This is a genomic window from Enterococcus sp. 4G2_DIV0659 (assembly GCF_002140715.2).
Lineage (GTDB): Bacteria > Bacillota > Bacilli > Lactobacillales > Enterococcaceae > Enterococcus_L > Enterococcus_L mansonii.
Genome location: NZ_NGLE02000001.1, coordinates 1,244,131 through 1,265,107, shown reverse-complemented (window position 1 = coordinate 1,265,107; position 20,977 = coordinate 1,244,131). Strand labels below are relative to the sequence as shown.

Here is a 20,977-nt window from a genome sequence, read left to right as displayed (position 1 = left end):
TCAAATTAGAGAAATTTTCTGAAAAACGTAAGCGTCTCATTGTTGCACTGTTTTGCGATGTCACTTTTTTGATTTATGTGAAAAACATGTTCAAGTCTAGTATTGTCTTGATTTGCATAAAGCCGATAGGTTGTTTCGACATTTTTTGACTGTAACAAATCCACTAAAGGTTGGGCTAAGTCTTTTAAGAAATCATGTGTAGCTGTTGTAATAAAGGCGGGTGGAAAGGCTTCAGTAATATAGCTTTCTATAGGAAATTGACTCTCAAGTGTGGATGAAATCGTTTCGCCAAAGTAAAATGGAAAGTCTTGATTGATAGGATCGCTTTGACCGATAAAATAGGCTCCGCAATTCATAGCAACGGCTTTAAAGTGAATAGGAGCTATTTCAAATGGAAATTTCTGAGCATAAACGGGATTACTCGTCATTGTAGCGTATTGTTCGACCAGTTGGGCACCAGCGCTATCGCCAACTAAAAATAGCTGATCTAGATTAACATAATAATTTTTTCCATGTTCAATCAGCCAATGCATCAAAGCATTAGTATCTTCTAAAGGGGCAGGATAGTGATGATCTGGTGCTAAACGATAATTGAAGTTCACTACGGTAAATCCCTGTGTGGCTAAATACATTGTATAAAAGCGATAAAGCTCTTTGTCACCATAAAAAAATCCACCGCCGTGAATATTGATAATTGTCGGCAAACAATGAGTTGTTCCTTTTGGATAGTAGATATCAAACGTATTTTCGGTACCATAGGATCCATAAGATAAGTTTTTGAATGTTTCTAAAGTATCGGGTTCAATCAATCCGGCATCGCGTTTGGCATCGTTTTCACTCATTTGGGTGCGCATTTTTGGAATATCAAAGGTTAACATAATTTTGCCTCCTAATGGATAGTTACTGTAAACAAATTTTTTCCTTACTTGTATTATAAATGAAATCGGTTACTAATCAAGAGCTGGAATAGCTACCCAGGTGACGTAATAAAGAATACTGTCTTTAATTAAGGCAGTGGTAATAAAGTTTCGTTTACGCTTGATATATCTAAGTTAAATAGAAACCGAATAAAAGGAAGTGGTAGATTAGAAGCAATAACTTCAGAAATGGCCTTCTGATCTATCTTCTCTTTTAAGTAAGGTTAACAGTGCGTTGGATGCATTAGAAAAAACTTGATTTTTTTTCCATACAATATTGGTATTAGCCGCTAATGGCGGCGATAGAGGAATGAAAGTTAAATTTGTCTCAGCGGTATTGATGATCCCGTCAATACAGAGTGCACTGGCTACATTTTGTTTTACTAATAATGAAGCATTGTACAATAGATTATATGTTCCCATTACATTGAAATGATCAATATTTCCACCAAGCCATTCTGCTAGCTGATTATCCACTAGTGATTGATTTGAGATGAGTAGCGGAATATGTTGGATATCTTTTGGTGTAACATTTTTTAAGGAATGTAAAGGGGTTAAATCATTTACTAAGATTCCCCACCGGTCAGCTGAGGGCAGTCGCAAATATTCATATTTTTGTTTTTCTACAGGATCAATGACTAATCCAAAATCCAGTAATCCCTTATCAATTTTATCCAGTACATCATCAGCATTTCCACTGTATAGATGAACGTTAATATCAGGGTGTTTTTTCCTTAATTCGTACAAATGTTCAGCAATACATTTAAAGGCTTGCGTTTCTCCTCCTCCTATAGTAATTTCTCCGCTCACGACATCATTTTTTAATAAGTTAGTCGTTGTCGATTCCACTAAAGATAAAATTTCTTTGCCCCGATTTACTAAATAAATTCCTTCTTCGGTTAGTGTGATAAAACGATTTCCACGTTCAAATAAAGTGACACCTAGCTCTGCTTCTAATTCCTTCAATTGTTTTGACAAGGTAGGCTGAGACAGATGGAGGACTTCTGCGGCTTTGCTGATTGTTTTTTCTCGTGCTACTGTTAAAAAATAATTTAATACACGTAAGTCCATAAGTTTCTTCCTTTCTATAGATAAAAAGCATGAATGGGTATTCGATATAGATATTAGTCAAGTATAGTATATCCGATTAGAATGATTATAGTAAATACGTTTATTTATAAAGGAGGGCATATATGTCAGTCAGTGACTTACAAAAGGAAATGGTCGGTAAAGATATTTTAAAGGATTCCCCTCTTTATCGTGATATTCATTTAGTGAAGCAAAAGAACGAGCAACTGATGATGGAACTTAATACGCAGTATCGTACGAATGAAGAGGTAAGAGCATGGATGAGGAAAATAACTGGTCAAACCATCGATGAATCCGTTGTAATCTCACAACCCTTTTATAGTGATTTTGGAAAGCATATTATATTTGGGAAAAATATTTTTATTAACAAGCAAGTGACTTTTGTCGATTTGGGCGGGATTGTTATTGAAGATGATGTGTTGATTGGACCAGATTCAAGACTGGTTACAGTGAATCATTTAATGAATCCGGAAAAAAGGCGGGGGATTCGAGTAGCACCTATTCATATTAAAAAGAATGCGTGGCTCGGAGCGAATGTGACGGTTTTGCCTGGTGTGACCATAGGCGAAAATTCCATTGTTGCAGCCGATTCAACGGTAACTAAAAATGTTCCTGACAATGTAATTGTAGCTGGAAGTCCTGCAAAGAAATTGAAAGAGATTGAGTATAAAAATAATGTGACTAATCATAAGGAGGAAAAATAATGGCTATCAAAGATAAAGTGGTAATTATTACAGGAGCTTCATCAGGCATTGGTGAAGCAACGGCAAAATTATTAGCAGAAAAAGGAGCAAAACTTGTGCTAGCCGCTCGCCGGGAAGAGAAACTGATTAAACTCGTTGAAGAAATAAATGCTACTGCAGGTGAAGCTGTATATAAGGTTACAGATGTTGCAAAACAAGAAGATAATCAGCAATTGGTATCTTTTGCGAAAGAAACATATGGAAAAGTAGATGTAATTTTTCTGAACGCTGGAATTATGGCTAATTCTCCATTATCTGCACTAAAAGTAGATGAATGGAATCAAATGATCGATATCAATATCAAAGGCGTTCTAAATGGCATTGGGGCAGTATTACCCTCGTTTATTGAACAAAAATTTGGACATATCATTGCTACATCTTCTGTTGCTGGATTAAAAGCCTATCCAGGTGGTGCTGTGTATGGTGCGACGAAATGGGCAATACGTGATTTAATGGAAGTGTTGAGAATGGAGTCAGCCCAAGAAGGAACCCATATTCGGACGGCAACAATCTATCCAGCCGCAATTAATACCGAATTATTAGATTCAATCACACACCAAAATACAGCAAAGGGAATGACTAAATTGTATAAACAATATGGCATAACACCTGACCGGATAGCGAATATTGTTGCTTATGCGATCAATCAACCTGAAGATGTCAATATTAGTGAGTTCACGGTTGGGCCTGCTGATCAGCCGTGGTAAGTTGTAAACAAATGGATGTAAATCAATCACTTATAGTTCTGACAAATGAAACATTTGGGATAAAAAGTCCTGAGTGTTTTTTTACAATAAAGCTTGTCATAAAGATCGGATTAATGGATAATAAGACTAGGAAAAAAGGGAAGATATAAAGGGAGTGTATGGGATGAAAAAAGGATTGATTGGGCTAGTTTCATGCTTGATGATTGGTTTAGTGACAGGATGTTCAAGTAATAAAACAACGACTTCGGCAACTAGTGAGACAACAACTGCAACAACGAATGAGGAAAAACAAACAGATTATAAGTATAAGTCAGCGATAGATAACGGAAAAAAAGCCATTGTTGATAAAGACATGTCTAAGGCGATTGCCGCATTTCAATTAGCATTGGAATACAAAAAAGACAGCGCCGAGGCTCAACAAATGGTAGAACAAGTCAAGTTGTATCAAACGATTGTTTCTTTAAAAGAGAAGAAAGAGCACGCTAAAGCGTTAAAAGAATTATCAGAATTGGTAAGTTCTAAAGACGGAGCGGCAGGGCTCAAACAATATGGAAAAGAATTGATGGACGAAATAACACAAGAAGTAATGAAAGAAAATGAAGAAAATAAAAAAGCGCTTGAAAAAAAAGAGGAACAAACCCCGCCAAAAAAAGAGACCACAGCGCCACCCACTGAAACAACGACGAATACATTATGGAATGCGCAAAAAAAATCAGAATTACGTTCATTTATGCAAAGTTGGGGAAATATAATGGGACAATCCTATATTGAATACTACCCTGGTTTTGAAGCAAATTGGTACGGGTACAGTTTTCCTAGTGAATTAGCCAACAATAACATTGCTGTTGGAGGAAACAGAGCGACTGTTCAATGGTCTGATACTGGAGAATCAAGCAGTGGTTATAATGTAGTCGCAGTATATTCAGATATTACTACTACACAAAAACTTGAGAGGCATTTATATCTCTTTACAATTCTAAATGGGCAACCGGTCGTATTAGTTACAATGCAAAACCAAGGAAATAATGAAAATCTTATTTATTTTAAGCAGACGCAAAATGCTGATTTAAGTAACGGATTTTCTGCGATTGTTGGTTCATAAAGGATAGATAATCATTAATAGAAAAGACGCAGACAAAAGCGTTGATTTCCAATAAAGCTACGTTTTTATAATCGTTTATTCAATTTTAGAGGCAGAAATAAAATTATTTTTTAATTTTAATTCTGCCTCTTTTTTTAATAGTTTATTCAATATAAATATTTTTATATCTTGAATAAAAAATAAAATAGCGAAAAAACCGATTATAATAGTATGGAATATAAATAACATCATGAATAATAACAATAAAATAAGAAGAGGTTAGTTCTTGGTGGATTAGTCTCTTTTTTTGTTCTGAAAAATAAACATTCGATAATAGAAGAATCTCATTTTTATTTCCTTTTTACGTTATTTATTAATCGTTTTAAACGTTGTTTTTTAAGTTTTTTTGTGGACTTTTTAAGTTTTTTTTTGTTATACTTTCCAAGTGCTTGAGTATTTTCAAAAAGGATACAAGAAATAGTGATATGTGTGTCGTGAAGGTCAAGACCGATAACAATTATACGTCCATTTTGATATAGAGTGAACAAGTAGTCGCATTAAAAATTAATGGCGTTGTAACAATATGCTTAGAAAAAATGGAAATATATTTATTTTAGAGTAACTGGAGGAGAAGAGAATGAGGAGAAAACAATGGATGATTGCGCTGATTACTATATACACAGTTCTTTTATTCACCCCAAATTGTAGCTTTGCTCAAGAAGAGTCTGCTCGTTTGATTACTGGATTATCTTATGACGTCATTTATCCAAAAAATCAAACGGATACAAGTTTAGGCTACTTTGATATGAATGTTCAATCTGGACAAGAGCAAAAAGTTGTCCTGAAATTAACGAACACCTTATCAGAAAATGTGACGGTAAAAGTTCAATTAAATAGTGCTAAAACAAATAGTAACGGTTTCGTTGAGTATGGACCAAGTACTATAAAAAAAGATGCATCATTAAAGTATGACTTAGCCGATATTGTAAAAGCACCAAAGAAAGTCATTGTTCCGGCAAAAGGCAGTACAGAAGTTGAATTGGCTATTTCTATACCAAAGCCAGCGTTTAATGGGTTGATTTCTGGTGGGATTCAGATAAAACCTGTAGAACAAAATGAAGATTCTCAACAACAAGAAAAAGATGTTGTAGTAAATGAATTTGCCTTTTTGGTAGGAATGTTACTAAGAGTTGGCGAGACAAAAAATATAGAACCAAAACTAGAATTAAACAAGACTTACGTAGCGTTTAAAGAAGGCAGTAGTCATTTGTTTGTGAATATTTCTAACACTCAGCCGGTTTATGCGGAAGGGATGAACTTCTTTATTCAAGTGAGAAAAGCTAACCGGCAGAAAACGCTTTTTGAGGATGAGTTAAAAGAGATGCGTATGGCACCAAATTCGATGATTGATCTTCCAATTGAATTACAAGACAAAGAAATAAATGCAGGAGAGTATACAGCTCAGATTACGGCTTCTGCAAAAAGTGGCGTCTCGTGGTCTTGGACAGATAATTTTACGATCACATCGTTAGAAGCAAATCGCATAAAAGAACAACGGAAAGAAAGAACGATAACTTCTACTAGCGCATTTTGGTACTTTGGGGCTGGATTAGTCTTGCTGTTGTCATTTGCAAGTTATTTATTCGTTAGACGCAAAAAACGAAGAGTAAATTTCTTCAAAAATGATAAAAGTAAAGGAGTGTAAAATGAGTAAGAAAAAGAAGCAGTCTACCCAGATAAAGCGAACTTGGCGATTTATCGGAATGTTTGCTTTGCTAGTTGCATTGCTAAGTATATGGTCTATTACACAAAAACCAATATCGGCGAATAATAAAGAACACACAGAGCGCCAAATGAAACAGACGAAACCAACATTGTTTCCTAAAGATCCATCTCCATTACCTAAAGTAAAAAAGCATTCGACCAAAGCGTTAGAACCAGTTGAAAATGAAAAAGGTTTAAAGGCTACACCCAAGGTATATACACTCATGCAAACTAACCCTTTTCCTGATTTGACGAACCCTTATTCTATCTATGAGCTAGTTTCAGATCTTGTTCTCCCTGAGGCAAGTTATGAAGTGGAATATGAATATGTGACCGAAAAGGGTATACCTAGCGCCCCGGATAGTTCAAAACTGGGTTTTCAAACAATTTATGTGAAAATTACAGAAAAAAAAGAACAATCGAGTATTATTGTTCCAATACCAGTAACGGTTATAAATGGAATGACTACAATGTTGTTCAATAATGAAGTGGCGTTGCAAACAGAAGATTTTGGAGGCTACATTGCGTTTACTCCTGAAGAGCTAAAGGATAAAACGGATAAAGAATTAAAACAAATACTGAAAAGTAAATCGAAGGTAAAAGCTTGGCGATTGGACGATGGATCAACTGTTTTGGTAGATGTTACCGATACAACGGTCGAACAATTCTCTAATGCGAGTACAACTGCGGGGCATTATTCAATAGAGTTTGAAGCAATCCTAGACTCTGAAACTGGCGCAAGGAAAGAGACCACGTCAAAAAGTGCGATGATTATCGGATTTGAAATGCAAGAGAATATCGAGTTTCAACAAAATACAGAAGCAACTGCGCCGTCAATGCTAGTGACATCAAATTATACAATCGGTTCGACAGATTTCCAATATGTAGATAAAAATGGTGTTGCATTGGAAAAATTTGATACAAGTAAGGTTGGGTTCCACTGGGCATATGTCAAAATGATATCACAGGACTTTCCAGAATTAACGACAATTAAGAAAGTACCTATAAATATCAGAAATATCAACACAAGTGATCATTTTAATAATGAAGTATTGGTTGCTACAAATGAAAATATCGTTTTTTATCCTGATGAGCTCAAAGGAAAAAAGGAAACAGAAATACTCCAAATGCTTCAATCGAAATCGGACTTGAGAGCTTGGGATAAAAAAACAGGAAAAGCAGTTTCTGCATCTTTCAAAAGTACAACGTTACAAAAGGACCCAGGGATATATTATGGAGAGGTTGTAGTGGAAAAAGATGACGTTCAAGAGACTATCACAAAGGATGTCAAAGTTTTTGGAGGCGTATTACAAGAGCCTAAGTATTTTCAAGTAAAACAAAATGAACGTTTAGAAATAGACGCATATGGCTATCCTTTTTTTAGCAGTGTACAAACAGTAAGTGGTTATACAAAATTTGAATGGGTGAAGAATGGGCAGGGAGAAGAAACAGAGCCTAAGAATACATTTGATTCTAGTAAAGCGGGGTTTCACTGGGGATATATTAAGATAATGGATGAATTGTACGAACAATATTCAACAGTTATTCCTATACCAATAATGGTTACAGCAGAACCTGATTCAATCGTTATAGATAATTCTACGTCCAAAGTAGGATTAATGTTTGAAAAGAATCAGAACCTTATATTTATGAAGGAGCTAGAAGGGAAAACAGTACCCGAAATCACTCAATTACTAGAAGAAAAACTTAATATTAAAGCTTGGGAATTGACTTCTGGGAAGCGATTGCGCACTAAACTTGAAAATACCACAATTAATAGTGAGAGCACAGGAGGAGGGAAAGTAGTTGTAAAAATAGAGGCAGAAACGGAAGAATTAAATCATGAAATTGAGTTTTTTATTTTCCCGAAAGAGATTTTTGGAGACGAGGGAATGAAGGGCTGGCAAGATATTCCGTTAAATTCTACTACAGCAATTATTACTAACCCATTTAATGGATCGCAAATGTCTTTTCCTAATAGAGGATTAATAGATAGTGTTGTAAATGAAGATGGGTTTATTATCAAAGATGGTGTGGGAAAAGGTTATCTTTATAGGGATGATAGGGTTTTAAATATACCTGGGATGGATGGTGCCCCCATTTATAACCAATTTAATATTTGGGATAGAGGTTCTGGTTTAAACGGGAAAGAGTCTATTTCTAAAAAATGGTTTTTGCAAAAAGGAAACCAGTTGAAACAAGTACTGTATGATTCAGAGCATGAACTTATATATGTTTACAACTTATCAATGAGTCGAAACTTAAACTTTTTTGTTCAGCTAGAGACATACAATGTATCTAGAAAAAAAAGACGTTTAGCAATGTTGGAAAGTGTGGACACAGACTACTATAACGATAGCGTTCCCATGTATTCATTAGGAGAGGGAGCAGGTTTTTACATGGAGCCGGAACCAGGGAAGAGATTTACGATTAGATTGAAAAATTCTCAAGGAAATTGGCTCTCGGATTATACGAAATATTATGCTGGATCTCTTGGCAATATATATGATAATTTTTTTGGAAATGATTTTACTGGTAAAGGAACAGAAAGTGAAGGACACAAGGCTGGGGAAGAAATTGTATCAGGTATTGACTCGGCCTATCAGTTAGGCGCTCCTTGGCAACAAATAGCTCCTGGTGAAGCATTAAAAACAGGATATGAAATTTTTGCCGGAGCTGAGCTTCCTTACATGGAAATCAAAGCCAAACCTGAAACGTTTAATGTATATCCCGACTACACGGGCGAATATAAAGCAACGTACAAGTTAAGCAAAATTCCTACAGAAGAAAGTCAAGGGAAAATCTATGTGACCTATCCTGATAAAAGTGAAGAGATTGTTCCATATACGAGCAATGCTCTAAAAGAATTTGATGGGAAGTTGACGATTCCAAGAGAAACCTTACCCAAAAAATTAAATGAAGAGCCTGGAACAATCCAAAAATATTCGACCTCGTTATTAGGGATCAATGAAACCGAAGGGCCGATGAATGGTCTTCCATCAAAAGATTATGCGGTAACGATCAATGTGTATAATTTAGGCGGAAAAGCAATTCCGCAAATTATGCAAAAGGGGACAAAATTTAATAAAAAACCGCAAGAGTTGATTAAAGATCCAGTTATACTACCTGGACATAAAGCAGTCTTTGAATATGAAGGCGACATGCCCGATACCTCTTCAACAGGAATGCAATATGTGAAAGTTCGTATGACGGATACGAATGAGCCAGATAAGACGACCATAATTAACATTCCCATACTAGTAATTGATGAAACACCACCTACGCAAGGCTTGTATTTAATTGCCAATGATTTTCAAAAGAGACCAGATGCCTTTCAAGACAAAACAGAAAGTGAAATAAATGAACTAATTTTGAAATACTCTGAAGCAACTGCTTGGGATGTTACGTCTGGAAGCAGTGACGACATCCACTTATCAGTCACTCATACAAACTTAACGACAAATCCTAAAGAAGGAAAATACTCAGCGACTGTAAAAGCAGAAAGAGGAACAGAGACAACAGAAAAAACAATTAGTATAGACATTCAAAGTAACCAAAAAGTAAAGGTCGAATTTGTTGATGAATCAGCTGAGAAGCTGCATGATCCGATAATTTTTGACGAAGCTGTCGGATCAACGATTGATTTGACAAAAGAGGAAGAGGTACAAAAAGCAGTGACATCAATTCTTGATAAGAATTATCAGATTGATAAACGACCAGAAAATGAAGAGTCTATTCCGGTACAGAGTGAAGAAAGTACGGTGCAATACAAATTTAAAGGGAAACTATTTATTCAATCATCCCCGACCTTCTTAAATTTTGGGCGCAAATCATTGGGATTGCCATTTATTAAAGTCGAAAAAGCGAAATACGATCAACCGCTGATTGTTTGGGATAATCGAAAAGGGCGTGGGGCGTGGAAATTGACAGCTACGCTAAGAAAACCTTTAATGAGTCTAGAAGATCCAAGTAAAACTCTTCCATCTGCTATACGATATAAGATTGATGATAATCAAACGGTCATTTTATCTGAAAATACAACACAGCCGATTGCAGTGAGAACACATGGGAAAGACGATGAATACAATATCAGCCAAGAATGGGATCAAAATAAGTCTGGTTTAATATTAGAAGTTCCTTCTGGTCAAGTGTTACAATCAGGCGCTTATCGAGCAACGATTTTATGGCAACTAGGTCAAACACCTTGATCAAATACAACGACGAAATTCTTGAGATTAAATAGAGGGAAAGAAGGTAGGAAGTTCCATCATCCTGCCTTTTTTCTTACTTATTAGATAGTTAACAAGGGATAATCTAAATCGTAGAACCCATCCTTTTTATTTACTTATTCCATGGTTTATTATATGATTGAACACGTTGTTTAAGTTATTATATGGCAATTTTATGAACAGTTTATTGTTCAGATTCTAGGAGGATATTAAGTGAAAGAAAAAATGATTTCCTATTTTGAGATTGATAAGCTAAACACGACGGTTAAACGTGAGTTTTTAGCTGGATTTACGACATTTATTTCAATGGCGTACATTTTATTTGTAAACCCAACTGTGCTAGGGGCATCTGGAATGGATGAAGGAGCTGTGTTTACTGCAACAGCGCTAGCTAGTGCGTTAGGGTGTATTTTGATGGGGATTTTTGCTAAATATCCAATAGCAACAGCGCCAGCCCTTGGAATCAATGCTTTTTTTGCTTATTCTGTTTGTGTGGGAATGGGTGTTCCTTGGGAGACTGCTTTGGCAGGCGTTTTTGTGGCTTCGCTGATCTTTATTTTGATCACCATTTTTAAATTACGTGAATTGATTATTGATGCGATACCAGCGGATTTGAAATATGCGATTTCAGGAGGCATCGGATTGTTTATTGCTTTTCTTGGATTGAGCGAAGGCGGTATTATTGTTTCGAATGAATCAACACTTGTGGGGTTAGGTTCGCTAACGGTAGGCTCTACTTGGCTGACTATCTTTGGTTTAGTGATTACTGCGATTTTGTTGGTACGACGTGTGCCAGGGGGAATCTTTATTGGAATGGCCGCGACAACGATTTTAGGTTTAACAACGGGATTGATCCAAGCACCAGCGAAGATTGTTTCTAGTGCTCCAAGTCTTAAACCAACCTTTTTAGTGGCTTTAAAACATGTAGGGGACATTAATTCTTTACAGCTATGGGTTGTTGTTTTAACCTTTTTGTTGGTTACGTTTTTTGATACGGCAGGAACGCTTGTTGGGTTAGCTAATCAAGCTGGCTTTATGAAAGATAACAAGATGCCTCGAGTTGGCAAAGCCTTAGCTGCTGATTCAACGGCTATGTTAGCAGGTTCTCTTTTTGGTACATCTCCTGTTGGGGCGTATGTAGAATCGTCTGCAGGGATTGCAGTTGGCGGACGGTCTGGATTGACAGCTGTAACAACGGGGCTGTTTTTTATTGGTGGATTATTTTTCTCTCCATTGTTATCAGTCGTAACGCCACAAGTAACGGCACCTGCATTAATTGTTGTAGGTGTATTGATGGCTCAATCTCTTAGCCAAATCAAATGGACAGAAATGGAAATAGCTATTCCATCGTTCATGATTCTTTTAGGAATGCCACTAACATATAGCATTTCTGATGGGATCGCTCTTGGGTTCATTTTTTATCCAATCACAATGGTAGCAGCAAAACGTGGCAAAGAAGTGTCACCAATTATGTATGTGCTATTTTTTGTCTTCATTGGGTTTATGTGGATTTTGAATGTAAAATAAGTAAAAAACTAGTTAGTGTCCTGTTAAGGAAGCTAACTAGTTTTTTTGTAAATATTATATGTATTTGTTATAAATAAGTTTTCATTGAGTATTGATTTCATGCTAATGGTAATGGATAATATGAAAGGAATACGAAATTTTAAAAAGGAGTAGTTGGAAATGAAAAAAAGAATAATTGGGATAAGTTTATTTTTAATGCTTAGCATCATGGCTGGATGTTCAACTAAAAAGGAAACGACAGCTACAAAAGAAACAACAAGTGAAGAGAAAAATACAGCTAAATATGATTCAGCAATGGAAAAAGGTAAAGAGGCAATAGTGGATAAAGACCTGACCCAAGCTATTGCTTCATTCCAATTGGCATTGGAGTATGAAAAAGACGATGAAGAAGCGACTAGTTTGATTGAACAAGTGGAACTTTATAAAGAGGCTGTTGCGTTGAAAGAGAAAAAAGAATATTCAAAAGCTCTAAAGAAAGCTGTAAAACTGGTGGATTCTAAAAAAGGCTCTACATCCCTAAAACAGTATGGAAAAGAGTTAATAGAAGAATTAGAAGCACAGAAAGACACAAAACAAGCAGTAGAAGCAACAGATGGGAAAATGAAGTTTAACGTCACTAAGAAAAAGAATAATACATCTGACAATCCAGACATTGGTTATTTTGAGCTGACAACGAAAAAGGGAACAAAACAGAAGATTCAACTTGATGTGGAAAATTTAGAAGAGGAAGAATTAACGATTGAGCAAGCTATTTATAGTGCGTGGACGAGTGAGAAAGGAACGATTGAGTATAAGGACAATCCAGAGGGTTATGATTCTAGTTTGACTCATAAAATGTCAGAGTATATCACTTTTGAGGAAGGGAATAACTTTACACTAGCACCGAAAGAAACGAAAACGATAACGGCGATTATCACTATCCCAAAAGATATCACTGATGGAGATGCACTTGGCGGTTGGCACTTAGAAGAAAAGATAAATAGTGATAAGAAACCTCAACATAGGTATGCTTCCATTACTGGTGTTCATCTATTTGTTGGCCAAACACCGAAAGACAATAAATTATCTATAGCTGAAATTGAGACGGACGATGATCTGTCAGAAATGATGGTGAAAATAGAAAATCCAATTGCTAAAACAGAAGTATTCAAACATTTAACTATTGAACTGCTCTCAAAAGAAGGTGAAAGTATTATTAAAAAGACAGAAGAAGGGTTTAAAATGGCTCCGAATTCTTCTTTTGAGTATGAGCTTGCATTAGATCAGCAAAAAGAAATCAGCTCAGGTAAATATGTCGTGAAAATGACCATTGAATTGGAAGATGGACAAGTTGCTACACAAGAAAAAGAAGTCAAAATCACTCAATAGGAGATGACTTAAAATAACAATATAAAAATAAAGTTGCACCAAAAGAGGTTTGGGCTAGATTAATGGGATTGAAAAAGAGCGAAACAAAACGGATTGTTAGTTTTGTTTCGCCCTTTAAATTCAAATAAATAATGATAAAATTAACTATTACTTATAAGCTTGGTCACGTTTAAAAAAATGAACGATTAGATAAAATCATACTTGGATTTTTTGCTTCTTACTAGTCGCTAACATGATTATCCCACAAATAAATAACAACCCAGCGCCAACAAATAGTAGAATCATCCCTTGACCTGGTGTGATATCAATTCTGTTAAAACTAAACAGAAAAAAGCTATTTACTAATGCAAGAACAATAGAACTAAGAATACTTACAATTCCAGTTAATATGCTTAACCATCTTTTTTTTGTTAAAATAGTTGCTACCGACCAGATACCAACAAAAGCACAGATACTTATCACGAACTTTCCAACGCCGCCTCCGCTATCTGTAATGTAGGTAGAACTTCCTGGATACCCCGCTGAATATAACGGTAAAAATACACTCACAACATTTACTGCAATAGCTAAAAGTACGCTAACTGCAGGCCACCTTTTTACTCCCATAATTTCTCCTTTTTATTAAAAAATTTGTTACTAAAATAGAATAACATAACGTATGAAATCTTAAAATAGTAAAATTAGAAAAATTTATTTAATTTTGTTGGAAAATATTAATTAATCTGCAAATACAGCAGGTAATTTATCCGTTTCAATCAGGAGTTGATTATTTTTATCTACTATTTTCATCCAACTATCGTACCCTTTCCAGCTAGAAATATCACCACCATATTCTTGGATGGTTTCTGAGAGTTCTCCAAAATCAGTAATAATATCTGTGTAATCGGTCATAAATGTTGAGTATTCAGACAGTGTGTAGGTACTAGGTGTAGCTGCGTATCCTTTGACTTTTTCAATGAGTCGATCATATTTATTGTTCAATTCAGTTACTTGGTCAACAACCTCATCAGGAAGTGATGGTGAGGCGTTCTTTTTTGCGGACGTCTTTTGGTTACTAGATTCGGATGTTTCGTTTGTTGAGGATGGGAGAGTAGATTTCTCCGTTTCTTTAGCCTTTTTCGGCGCAGGTGTTTCTTTTTTAGTACCATCAAAATCATGATCCGAATAACCTATGATAATAGTGTCTCCTTTTTCAGCGTAGTAGCCAGCATTTTTTAGTCCAACTTCGGAGCTATTATAGTAGGTCGCTCCATTATCTTGAGACAATTGATCACATTCTCCTTTTCTTAAAAAACGCTTATTTATTGTCGCTTTATCATCAAAATTAGAAACGACGTAGTTGATTTTCAATCCTTTTGCTTTATACTCTGCTGATACTTGTTCCTGTGTTTTAAAGTAAGGATCGGGCACTTTTATTTTATTTTTCAGTAACTTTTTGGCCTTTTTCTCCAGTTTTAGTTCTTGCCGTGCTTTTTCCTTTTTTTGTGCTTCAAATTTTCTTTCAGAATTGAAAATAAGGAAAGTAAACCCGACGATTAGTGTAAATACAATCCATACCCATTTTCTTTGCAACAACGGTTTTTTCATTAAATGCTCCTCTTTTCCATGATATAATTGGGCGTGTATCCGGCATATAAGGCAATATAAAGCGCCTTTTTGTGACGTGTAATTCATATTCTACGTAAAAAATAGGTGGATGTAAATATAGGATTAATAAAAAAAGGATGAGTGTATGCAGTTAATAAAATATAAAACGAGTGATAAAACCTATTACGAGCAAACCTTACACCTTAGAAATTTGGTGTTAAGAAAGCCCTTGGGGAAAAATATTTTTGATGAGGATTTGAGAATTGAAAAAGAGAATGATTTTTATGGGTGGGAAACAGGCAATCGGATTATTGCAACGTTAAGTGTTTATAAAGGGGCAGAAGGCGTTGCGAATTTAACGGCATTTGCAGTAGAACCTGTCTATCAACATCAAGGCTATGGAAGGCGCTTAGTTACGTTTCTTATCGCTGACCTTAAAAAAAATGCCTATAAAGAACTGAAAGTACAGGCGCGGGAAACGGCTAGACCATTTTATGAAAAATGTGGCTTTATAGTAGAGTCGGAACCACTAATAAACAAGACGTTAAAAACAACGGATTATATTATGAGTTATTCGATAAACTAAGCAAGAACAATGTTGTTTGCAGAAGAGCCCTTTTGTTGCATTTAACCTAAGATAACTATACTATTTATGAGATGATAAGTTATGTGTAGGGGGAATGGGCATGGAAGAGAAGCAATTTAGTATAACATTACCAGAAAAAATAGTTCAGGAATTTCAGCTAGAAAATGAAGATGAAGTAATGTTGAGTATTAAAGATCAAAAAATAGTGATTGAACCTAAGAAGAAACGAGCGGGCAATCAAACATTGTCACTTAGATGGTTTTTGATTCCGACGATAATAGTAAGCCTGTTTTTTTTAGGTTATTTCTTTGTTTATAATCGACCGCAAATTGCGTTGGTCGGACCTTATTCCATTGCTAACTTTGTTCTTTCTCTGGGGACGTTAAGTGGTGTGATCAGTTTTTTGATTTTCTTCGTGAAGGGCAAGAGAAACCAAATCACGACGAAATCCAATGATATTTATTGGCGGAATTTTCCAGCGATTTTGTTGTCATTTATAGTCATTTTACTCTTTTCATTGTTAGTTTTTTTCAAAGTCATTGATCTGGTCTTTACAGGTGCTACGTTTGATCGATATACTGCAACGCTTCTTTTTTTCATCTTTGTTGGAGCGGTCAATTATTTTATGATTTACTCGGCTTTATCGATTACGCCTTCTAAGTTGACCAGGTTGCTGATTTTTGTGATTATTGGTGGTGTCTTGCTTGCGATGATTACAAATAGAGATTATCAATGGTGGCAATTTAATTTTAGCTTTTTAGGAACGATTGAGGCGAAAAATAGTTGGCAATTCAATGTTACGTTGATGTTTTCGGCATTGTTGATGGTCGCTTTAATAGATAGTCTGTTTGTTGAACTGCAAAAAACGATTCCTCATAGTAAACGTTTGCTGATTTTGAGAATTCTTTTAACAGTGACAGCGTTGGATTTAGGAGCTGTCGGGTTATTTCCTTATACAGAAACAGGACCGTTTCAAGGGGTTCATAATCAGGTTGCTGGCTATCTTGTTTATTTGATCGTTGTTTTGATTGTGGGGATTAAGTGGCTGTTACCTCATGTAACCAAAGAATTTTTATCGATTTCTTATATGATTGCAGCGGTGTTAGTTGTAGTGGTTGTATTATTTCAATGGACGAGTTATCTGTCACTGACAGCATTTGAATTGTTGTCATTTATGCTGGCTTTTAGCTGGATCATTTTGTTACTTCAAAACTTGCAGAAAATGGCTGAGAATTTGAACAACTCCTTCCGAACAACTGTGAAACAAGTGGAAGAGGAAAAATAGTTTTTGAATGTATCTTATGCAGTGGAAAACTGAATAAACGCTTGGAATAGAAGCACCGTTATCAAAGCGAAGGAGAAATTCACAAAAATTTGAAAAAATTTTTCGTGGATTTTTTCTTTTATCTAGAAGTTCAATGCTGTTGTCCCCTCTTCCATTCATTGATGTATTTTTGCTATGCTATAATGACTCTAAATTAAATAAGGAAAGATTAATCACTACTTCTTCATTAAAGTTCAACGAGTGATTAGTAGATAAGGTGTAGTAAAGTGAACAACCAAACGAAAGAGCTGATTTCTAGGCAAGCCTACATCCGTTTAATAAATAAAACAGAGGATTATATTGAACAAAACTTAAAAGAATCGCTGTCTTTAAAGAAGTTAGCAGAACACGCGAAATTATCTGAATTTCATTTTCATAGGATTTTCAAGAGATACTCTACAGAGACAATCAATGAATTTGTGACTAGAGTTAAAATAGAACGCGCTGCCATTTTTTTATGTGTCAGTCCTAAAATATCCATCACCACTGTTGCTATGGAATATGGCTATGGTGATTCTAGTTCATTTAGTCGAACATTTAAAAAACATTTTGGTGTAAGTCCAATAAAATATAGAAAACAGCAAGAATTGTCAAGAAATGCAAATAGGTTCATGGAATAATAGGAGCTGTAAGAGAGATTAAAAAACAAGGAGGACGATTATTATGATTAAACCAATCACTATTACCACAGAAGAACTAAACAACCAACGAATTATCTACAATCGATTTAGAGGGAGCTATGTTGAGTTTAGGAAACATAGTAGAAAACTATTCAAGGAATTATTTGACTTTGCGACTGAAAATAAGCTAATTGTTCCTGATCAAACAAAGGTTTTGACGATCTATGACGACAACCCATTTATTACAAATGAGAAAAATCTTCGTACTAGCGTGGCAATGACAATTTCAGAAGATGCAAAAGTAATTGAAAGTGGGACTATTTGCGAATCCAGTATTTCAGGTAAATTTGGAGTGGGGCATTTTGATATATCTGCTACTCAGTATGGTGAAGCTTGGCAGTATATGTATCAAGAATGGTTGTTTAAAGACAAAGCTAAATCCAGAGATGCAGTGCCATTTGAAATGTACATCACAGAACCACCTAAGAATCTAAAAGACACTAGTCTAACGGATATTTATATTCCGATTCTTTAAAAGTATAAGATTCGAGAAGTGAAAAGTTACGTTATAAAATGTGATATAATAAGCAAAATTAACCATAAAAGAGGATACAAATGTGAAAACAAGCGTTGAATTTATTGACTCTAATGAAGAGGAACTAGCTAAATTTAAGGTTCATAAACTAACACCCGCATTGGAAAATGTATTAGCCATCTTAAATAAAGAAGACCAATTTCTTCTAGGAGAAGAAGCGGGTTCGCTCTACAAATTACCTATTTCCGACATTCTTTATATTGAAGTAGTGGATAAAAAAAGCTTTATTTATACTCAAGATTTAGTCTGTCAAAGTAGTGATAAATTATATCAACTGGAAGAGCAATTAGCACCATTTAAATTTATCCGAACATCAAAATCTATGTTGCTCAATATCGAAGCGATTAAAGCAATCTCTCCTACTTTTAGTGGTCGTTTTGAAGCGTTATTAACCAATGAGGAGCGAGTGGCTATATCTAGAAAATATGTGCCAGATTTAAAAAAAGGGCTAGGAATGGAGCGTAAAAAATGAAAATTGCTGCGTATTTGAAACAAGCTTTCCGTCTAACATCGATGGTTTTTACAATCCAAGTTGTTATGAATCTGCTATTAAATAAAGCAATTTTGTTTAATATCATCGAATTTTCGTTATTCGTTTCTATCGTTTCGGGCTTGCTGCTATTTCTGGTTGAGGATCGCGAAACATACTCAAATCAACGGATGATTGTTAATCAATTTATCTATATCGGTATTATATTTATGATGATTATTATTGGCGATTTTTTCTTTAGCTGGGAGCTTGGGGTCAAGGGCTTAGTGAGCAACTTTATTATTGTCTTACTTATATTTTTCTTTATCAAATTTATTATGTTCAGTAATGATAAAAAAGAGGCTGATGAAATGAATCAGTATATTCAAAAGAAAAAGAAGGGATGAAAAAACAACTGATATTTTCAAGCCATGTATTCAACTTTATAGTGAGGTCACATCAAAACGTTTAGCTCCGAGAAATTTCGACTTATTTTCTAAAGAGCTGTTTTTGTACCACCGTTTATTCAGTTTTAGAGTGTGAGACAAAAAGTATTTTTTATTTTTGTCTTACACTCCTTTTTTTGCATCTTAGTTGCCTTTTTCGACCACTTAGACAAAGTCGATTGTTTTTGCTTCAACGGTTGCTTATAGTTGATTTATCAACCAAAGCAAAGGAGTAAATAATATGGCAGAACTTGTAACGATTACAAATATAGCGAAGAAGTACCATCAACAACAAGTCTTAAAAGATATATCTTTTTCAATCCAAGAGGGAGAATTATTTTCAATTCTCGGACCAAATGGTGCTGGAAAATCTACATTAATTTCATTGATCTTAGGATTAACTAAAGCTAATTCAGGTGAGATATTACTAGAAGGCAAGCAACTAGATTCCAATTCTATCGAACATAAATCACTGATTTCAGTCGTTTTTCAAAATAGTATTTTAGATCAAGAGTTGTCAGTCAGAGATAATTTAGTAATAAGGGCTTACTTTTATACAAATAATTGGAAGAAGGCGAAAGACTTAGCGAATGAAAAGTTAACAGATGTGCAAGGACAGCATCTGTTAAACAAACGTTACGGTGTTTTATCTGGTGGTGAAAAAAGAAAGGTAGATATCGCTAGAGCTTTACTAAATACACCTAAACTATTGTTTTTGGATGAGCCAACTACAGGGTTAGATATTGTTTCTAGAGCGGATATGTGGAAATTGATTCATAAACTAAAGGAAAAATATAAAATGACCATCGTTTTGACTACTCATTACATGGAAGAAGCGAGGGATTCAACAAATATTTTAATGTTAGGGGCAGGTCAAATTATGGCTTATAATACACCAGAAAAATTAAAGGAAGCCTATGATTGTGGCACATTAGAAGATGTCTTTTTAACCACTGTCGAAAAAAGGAGAGAGCAAGATGAACGCATTAGTGTATAGAGGGTTACTATTATTTTTTAAAAACAAACAAGCCGTTGTCGGTTCATTTATTGGTGCATTGATTATGATCGTATTATACGTATTTTTATTAGGAGATAGCTTAGTAAAACAACTGTCTGTTTTAGCTAATCCACAATTAGTGATAGATACTTGGATGTTAGCAGGAGTGATTGGCATTGCTTCTGCTAGTTCTACACTAGGTTCGGTTAGTTTGATGATTCGTGATAAGGAACGAAATGTGTATACTGATTTTATGATTTCGCCGATTTCTAAAAGTAAAATCATGTTGGGGTATTTCTTTAGTACCTTCTTGATTTCATTTGTGATTACGATAGCGGTTATTTTAGTCGCTGAGTGTTACCTTGTGTTTATTTCAAATGGTGCATTTTTATCTATAAGCCAGTTTGCTTTGTTGATTTTAGTTAGTCTTTTGACCGTTTTTTGTTCTTCTGCGTTTATGTTTTTTGTTGCTAGTTTTTTCCGTCGTATTGATACTTTTTCTACGATGACCTCAATCATTGGGCCGTTATTAGGCTTTTTAACAGGTTGTTATGTGCCGATAGGAAGCTTACCTGAAACAGCGCAATTAGTGGTTAAATACTTTCCACTGACAAGTGGGGTTGTTTTGATTAGACGGATTTTTACAGAAAATGCTTTTGCCTCTTCCGATCAACAAGCGATGAAAGTTGTACAAGAAGAGTTAGGAATTGTAATGAACTATTCTCATGAGGTGTTCATCCCGATTGCGCTACTTATTGTTTCAAGTCTTGTCTTCTTGGGAATTGCTTTGTTCAATGTGAAAAGAATAGAAGTCAAACGCTAGGTATTTAGTCGTCAGACCTTATAGTCATTTTTTGTAACCTTTGACATTTCTCCTAAAAACAAGCAAAATGGAATTGTTAAAGAGAATAATTAGCAAGGAATGATC

The 20,977-nt window shown here is 35.1% G+C and carries 19 protein-coding genes; 15 read left to right on the top strand and 4 right to left on the bottom strand.

What is annotated here, in order from left to right; translation table 11 throughout:
- Positions 1 to 5: 5 nt before the first annotated feature.
- Together A5880_RS05880 and A5880_RS05875 are read right to left on the bottom strand one after the other, a co-directional pair.
- Positions 6 to 878, bottom strand: coding sequence for an alpha/beta hydrolase (locus tag A5880_RS05880; protein ID WP_086331134.1), 873 nt, complete (start codon positions 876 to 878; stop codon positions 6 to 8).
- A 222-nt stretch (positions 879 to 1,100) separates the two neighbouring features.
- Entirely contained in the window at positions 1,101 to 1,988 is an 888-nt protein-coding gene (locus tag A5880_RS05875; protein ID WP_086331135.1) for a LysR family transcriptional regulator, read from the bottom strand.
- A gap of 122 nt (positions 1,989 to 2,110) precedes the next feature.
- On the opposite strand from A5880_RS05875, the gene A5880_RS05870 reads away from it, so the two are divergent.
- The 7 genes from A5880_RS05870 (at position 2,111) to A5880_RS05840 (ending at position 13,425) form a co-directional block, all read left to right on the top strand.
- Complete coding sequence (locus A5880_RS05870; protein ID WP_086331136.1) at positions 2,111 to 2,710, top strand: DapH/DapD/GlmU-related protein; 600 nt, start codon at positions 2,111 to 2,113, stop codon at positions 2,708 to 2,710.
- Complete coding sequence (locus A5880_RS05865; RefSeq protein WP_086331137.1) at positions 2,710 to 3,456, top strand: SDR family oxidoreductase; 747 nt, start codon at positions 2,710 to 2,712, stop codon at positions 3,454 to 3,456. The genes A5880_RS05870 and A5880_RS05865 overlap by 1 nt, the downstream gene beginning before the upstream one ends.
- 163 nt (positions 3,457 to 3,619) lie before the next feature.
- Entirely contained in the window at positions 3,620 to 4,558 is a 939-nt protein-coding gene (locus A5880_RS05860; protein ID WP_086331138.1) for a DUF4767 domain-containing protein, read from the top strand.
- Positions 4,559 to 5,174: 616 nt separating this feature from the next.
- Positions 5,175 to 6,242, top strand: a complete 1,068-nt coding sequence (locus A5880_RS05855) for a WxLIP family cell surface protein (RefSeq protein ID WP_086331139.1) — start codon at positions 5,175 to 5,177, stop codon at positions 6,240 to 6,242.
- Between the two features lies 1 nt (position 6,243).
- On the top strand, positions 6,244 to 10,509 hold the full coding sequence (locus A5880_RS05850; RefSeq protein WP_086331140.1) for a hypothetical protein: 4,266 nt from the start codon (positions 6,244 to 6,246) through the stop codon (positions 10,507 to 10,509).
- Between the two features lie 234 nt (positions 10,510 to 10,743).
- On the top strand, positions 10,744 to 12,057 hold the full coding sequence (locus tag A5880_RS05845) for an NCS2 family permease (RefSeq protein ID WP_086331141.1): 1,314 nt from the start codon (positions 10,744 to 10,746) through the stop codon (positions 12,055 to 12,057).
- Between the two features lie 159 nt (positions 12,058 to 12,216).
- Positions 12,217 to 13,425 (top strand): WxL protein peptidoglycan domain-containing protein, encoded by a 1,209-nt coding sequence (locus tag A5880_RS05840; protein WP_086331142.1) that lies wholly within the window; start codon positions 12,217 to 12,219, stop codon positions 13,423 to 13,425.
- A gap of 195 nt (positions 13,426 to 13,620) precedes the next feature.
- Here the strand turns inward: A5880_RS05840 and A5880_RS05835 are convergent, their stop codons facing one another.
- Positions 13,621 to 14,031: a hypothetical protein gene (locus tag A5880_RS05835; RefSeq protein WP_086331143.1), complete on the bottom strand. Its 411-nt coding sequence runs from the start codon at positions 14,029 to 14,031 to the stop codon at positions 13,621 to 13,623.
- Between the two features lie 111 nt (positions 14,032 to 14,142).
- On the bottom strand, positions 14,143 to 15,012 hold the full coding sequence (locus A5880_RS05830) for a hypothetical protein (RefSeq protein WP_086331144.1): 870 nt from the start codon (positions 15,010 to 15,012) through the stop codon (positions 14,143 to 14,145).
- Positions 15,013 to 15,157: 145 nt separating this feature from the next.
- On the opposite strand from A5880_RS05830, the gene A5880_RS05825 reads away from it, so the two are divergent.
- The 8 genes from A5880_RS05825 to A5880_RS05790 all read left to right on the top strand — a co-directional run bounded on the left by A5880_RS05825 (position 15,158) and on the right by A5880_RS05790 (position 20,872).
- Complete coding sequence (locus tag A5880_RS05825) at positions 15,158 to 15,598, top strand: GNAT family N-acetyltransferase (RefSeq protein WP_086331145.1); 441 nt, start codon at positions 15,158 to 15,160, stop codon at positions 15,596 to 15,598.
- A gap of 100 nt (positions 15,599 to 15,698) precedes the next feature.
- Positions 15,699 to 16,883 (top strand): AbrB/MazE/SpoVT family DNA-binding domain-containing protein, encoded by a 1,185-nt coding sequence (locus A5880_RS05820; protein WP_086331146.1) that lies wholly within the window; start codon positions 15,699 to 15,701, stop codon positions 16,881 to 16,883.
- Positions 16,884 to 17,149: 266 nt separating this feature from the next.
- Positions 17,150 to 17,542, top strand: coding sequence for a helix-turn-helix domain-containing protein (locus A5880_RS05815; RefSeq protein ID WP_086331147.1), 393 nt, complete (start codon positions 17,150 to 17,152; stop codon positions 17,540 to 17,542).
- 43 nt (positions 17,543 to 17,585) lie between these two features.
- Entirely contained in the window at positions 17,586 to 18,077 is a 492-nt protein-coding gene (locus A5880_RS05810; protein ID WP_086331148.1) for an AraC family transcriptional regulator, read from the top strand.
- An 82-nt stretch (positions 18,078 to 18,159) separates the two neighbouring features.
- Complete coding sequence (locus A5880_RS05805) at positions 18,160 to 18,609, top strand: LytTR family DNA-binding domain-containing protein (RefSeq protein ID WP_086331149.1); 450 nt, start codon at positions 18,160 to 18,162, stop codon at positions 18,607 to 18,609.
- Positions 18,606 to 19,013, top strand: a complete 408-nt coding sequence (locus tag A5880_RS05800) for a DUF3021 domain-containing protein (RefSeq protein WP_086331150.1) — start codon at positions 18,606 to 18,608, stop codon at positions 19,011 to 19,013. Before A5880_RS05805 ends, A5880_RS05800 begins: the two co-directional genes overlap by 4 nt.
- Before the next feature lie 280 nt (positions 19,014 to 19,293).
- Positions 19,294 to 20,049: an ABC transporter ATP-binding protein gene (locus A5880_RS05795; RefSeq protein ID WP_086331151.1), complete on the top strand. Its 756-nt coding sequence runs from the start codon at positions 19,294 to 19,296 to the stop codon at positions 20,047 to 20,049.
- Positions 20,030 to 20,872, top strand: coding sequence for an ABC transporter permease (locus A5880_RS05790; RefSeq protein ID WP_086331152.1), 843 nt, complete (start codon positions 20,030 to 20,032; stop codon positions 20,870 to 20,872). The genes A5880_RS05795 and A5880_RS05790 overlap by 20 nt, the downstream gene beginning before the upstream one ends.
- Positions 20,873 to 20,977 lie beyond the last annotated feature (105 nt).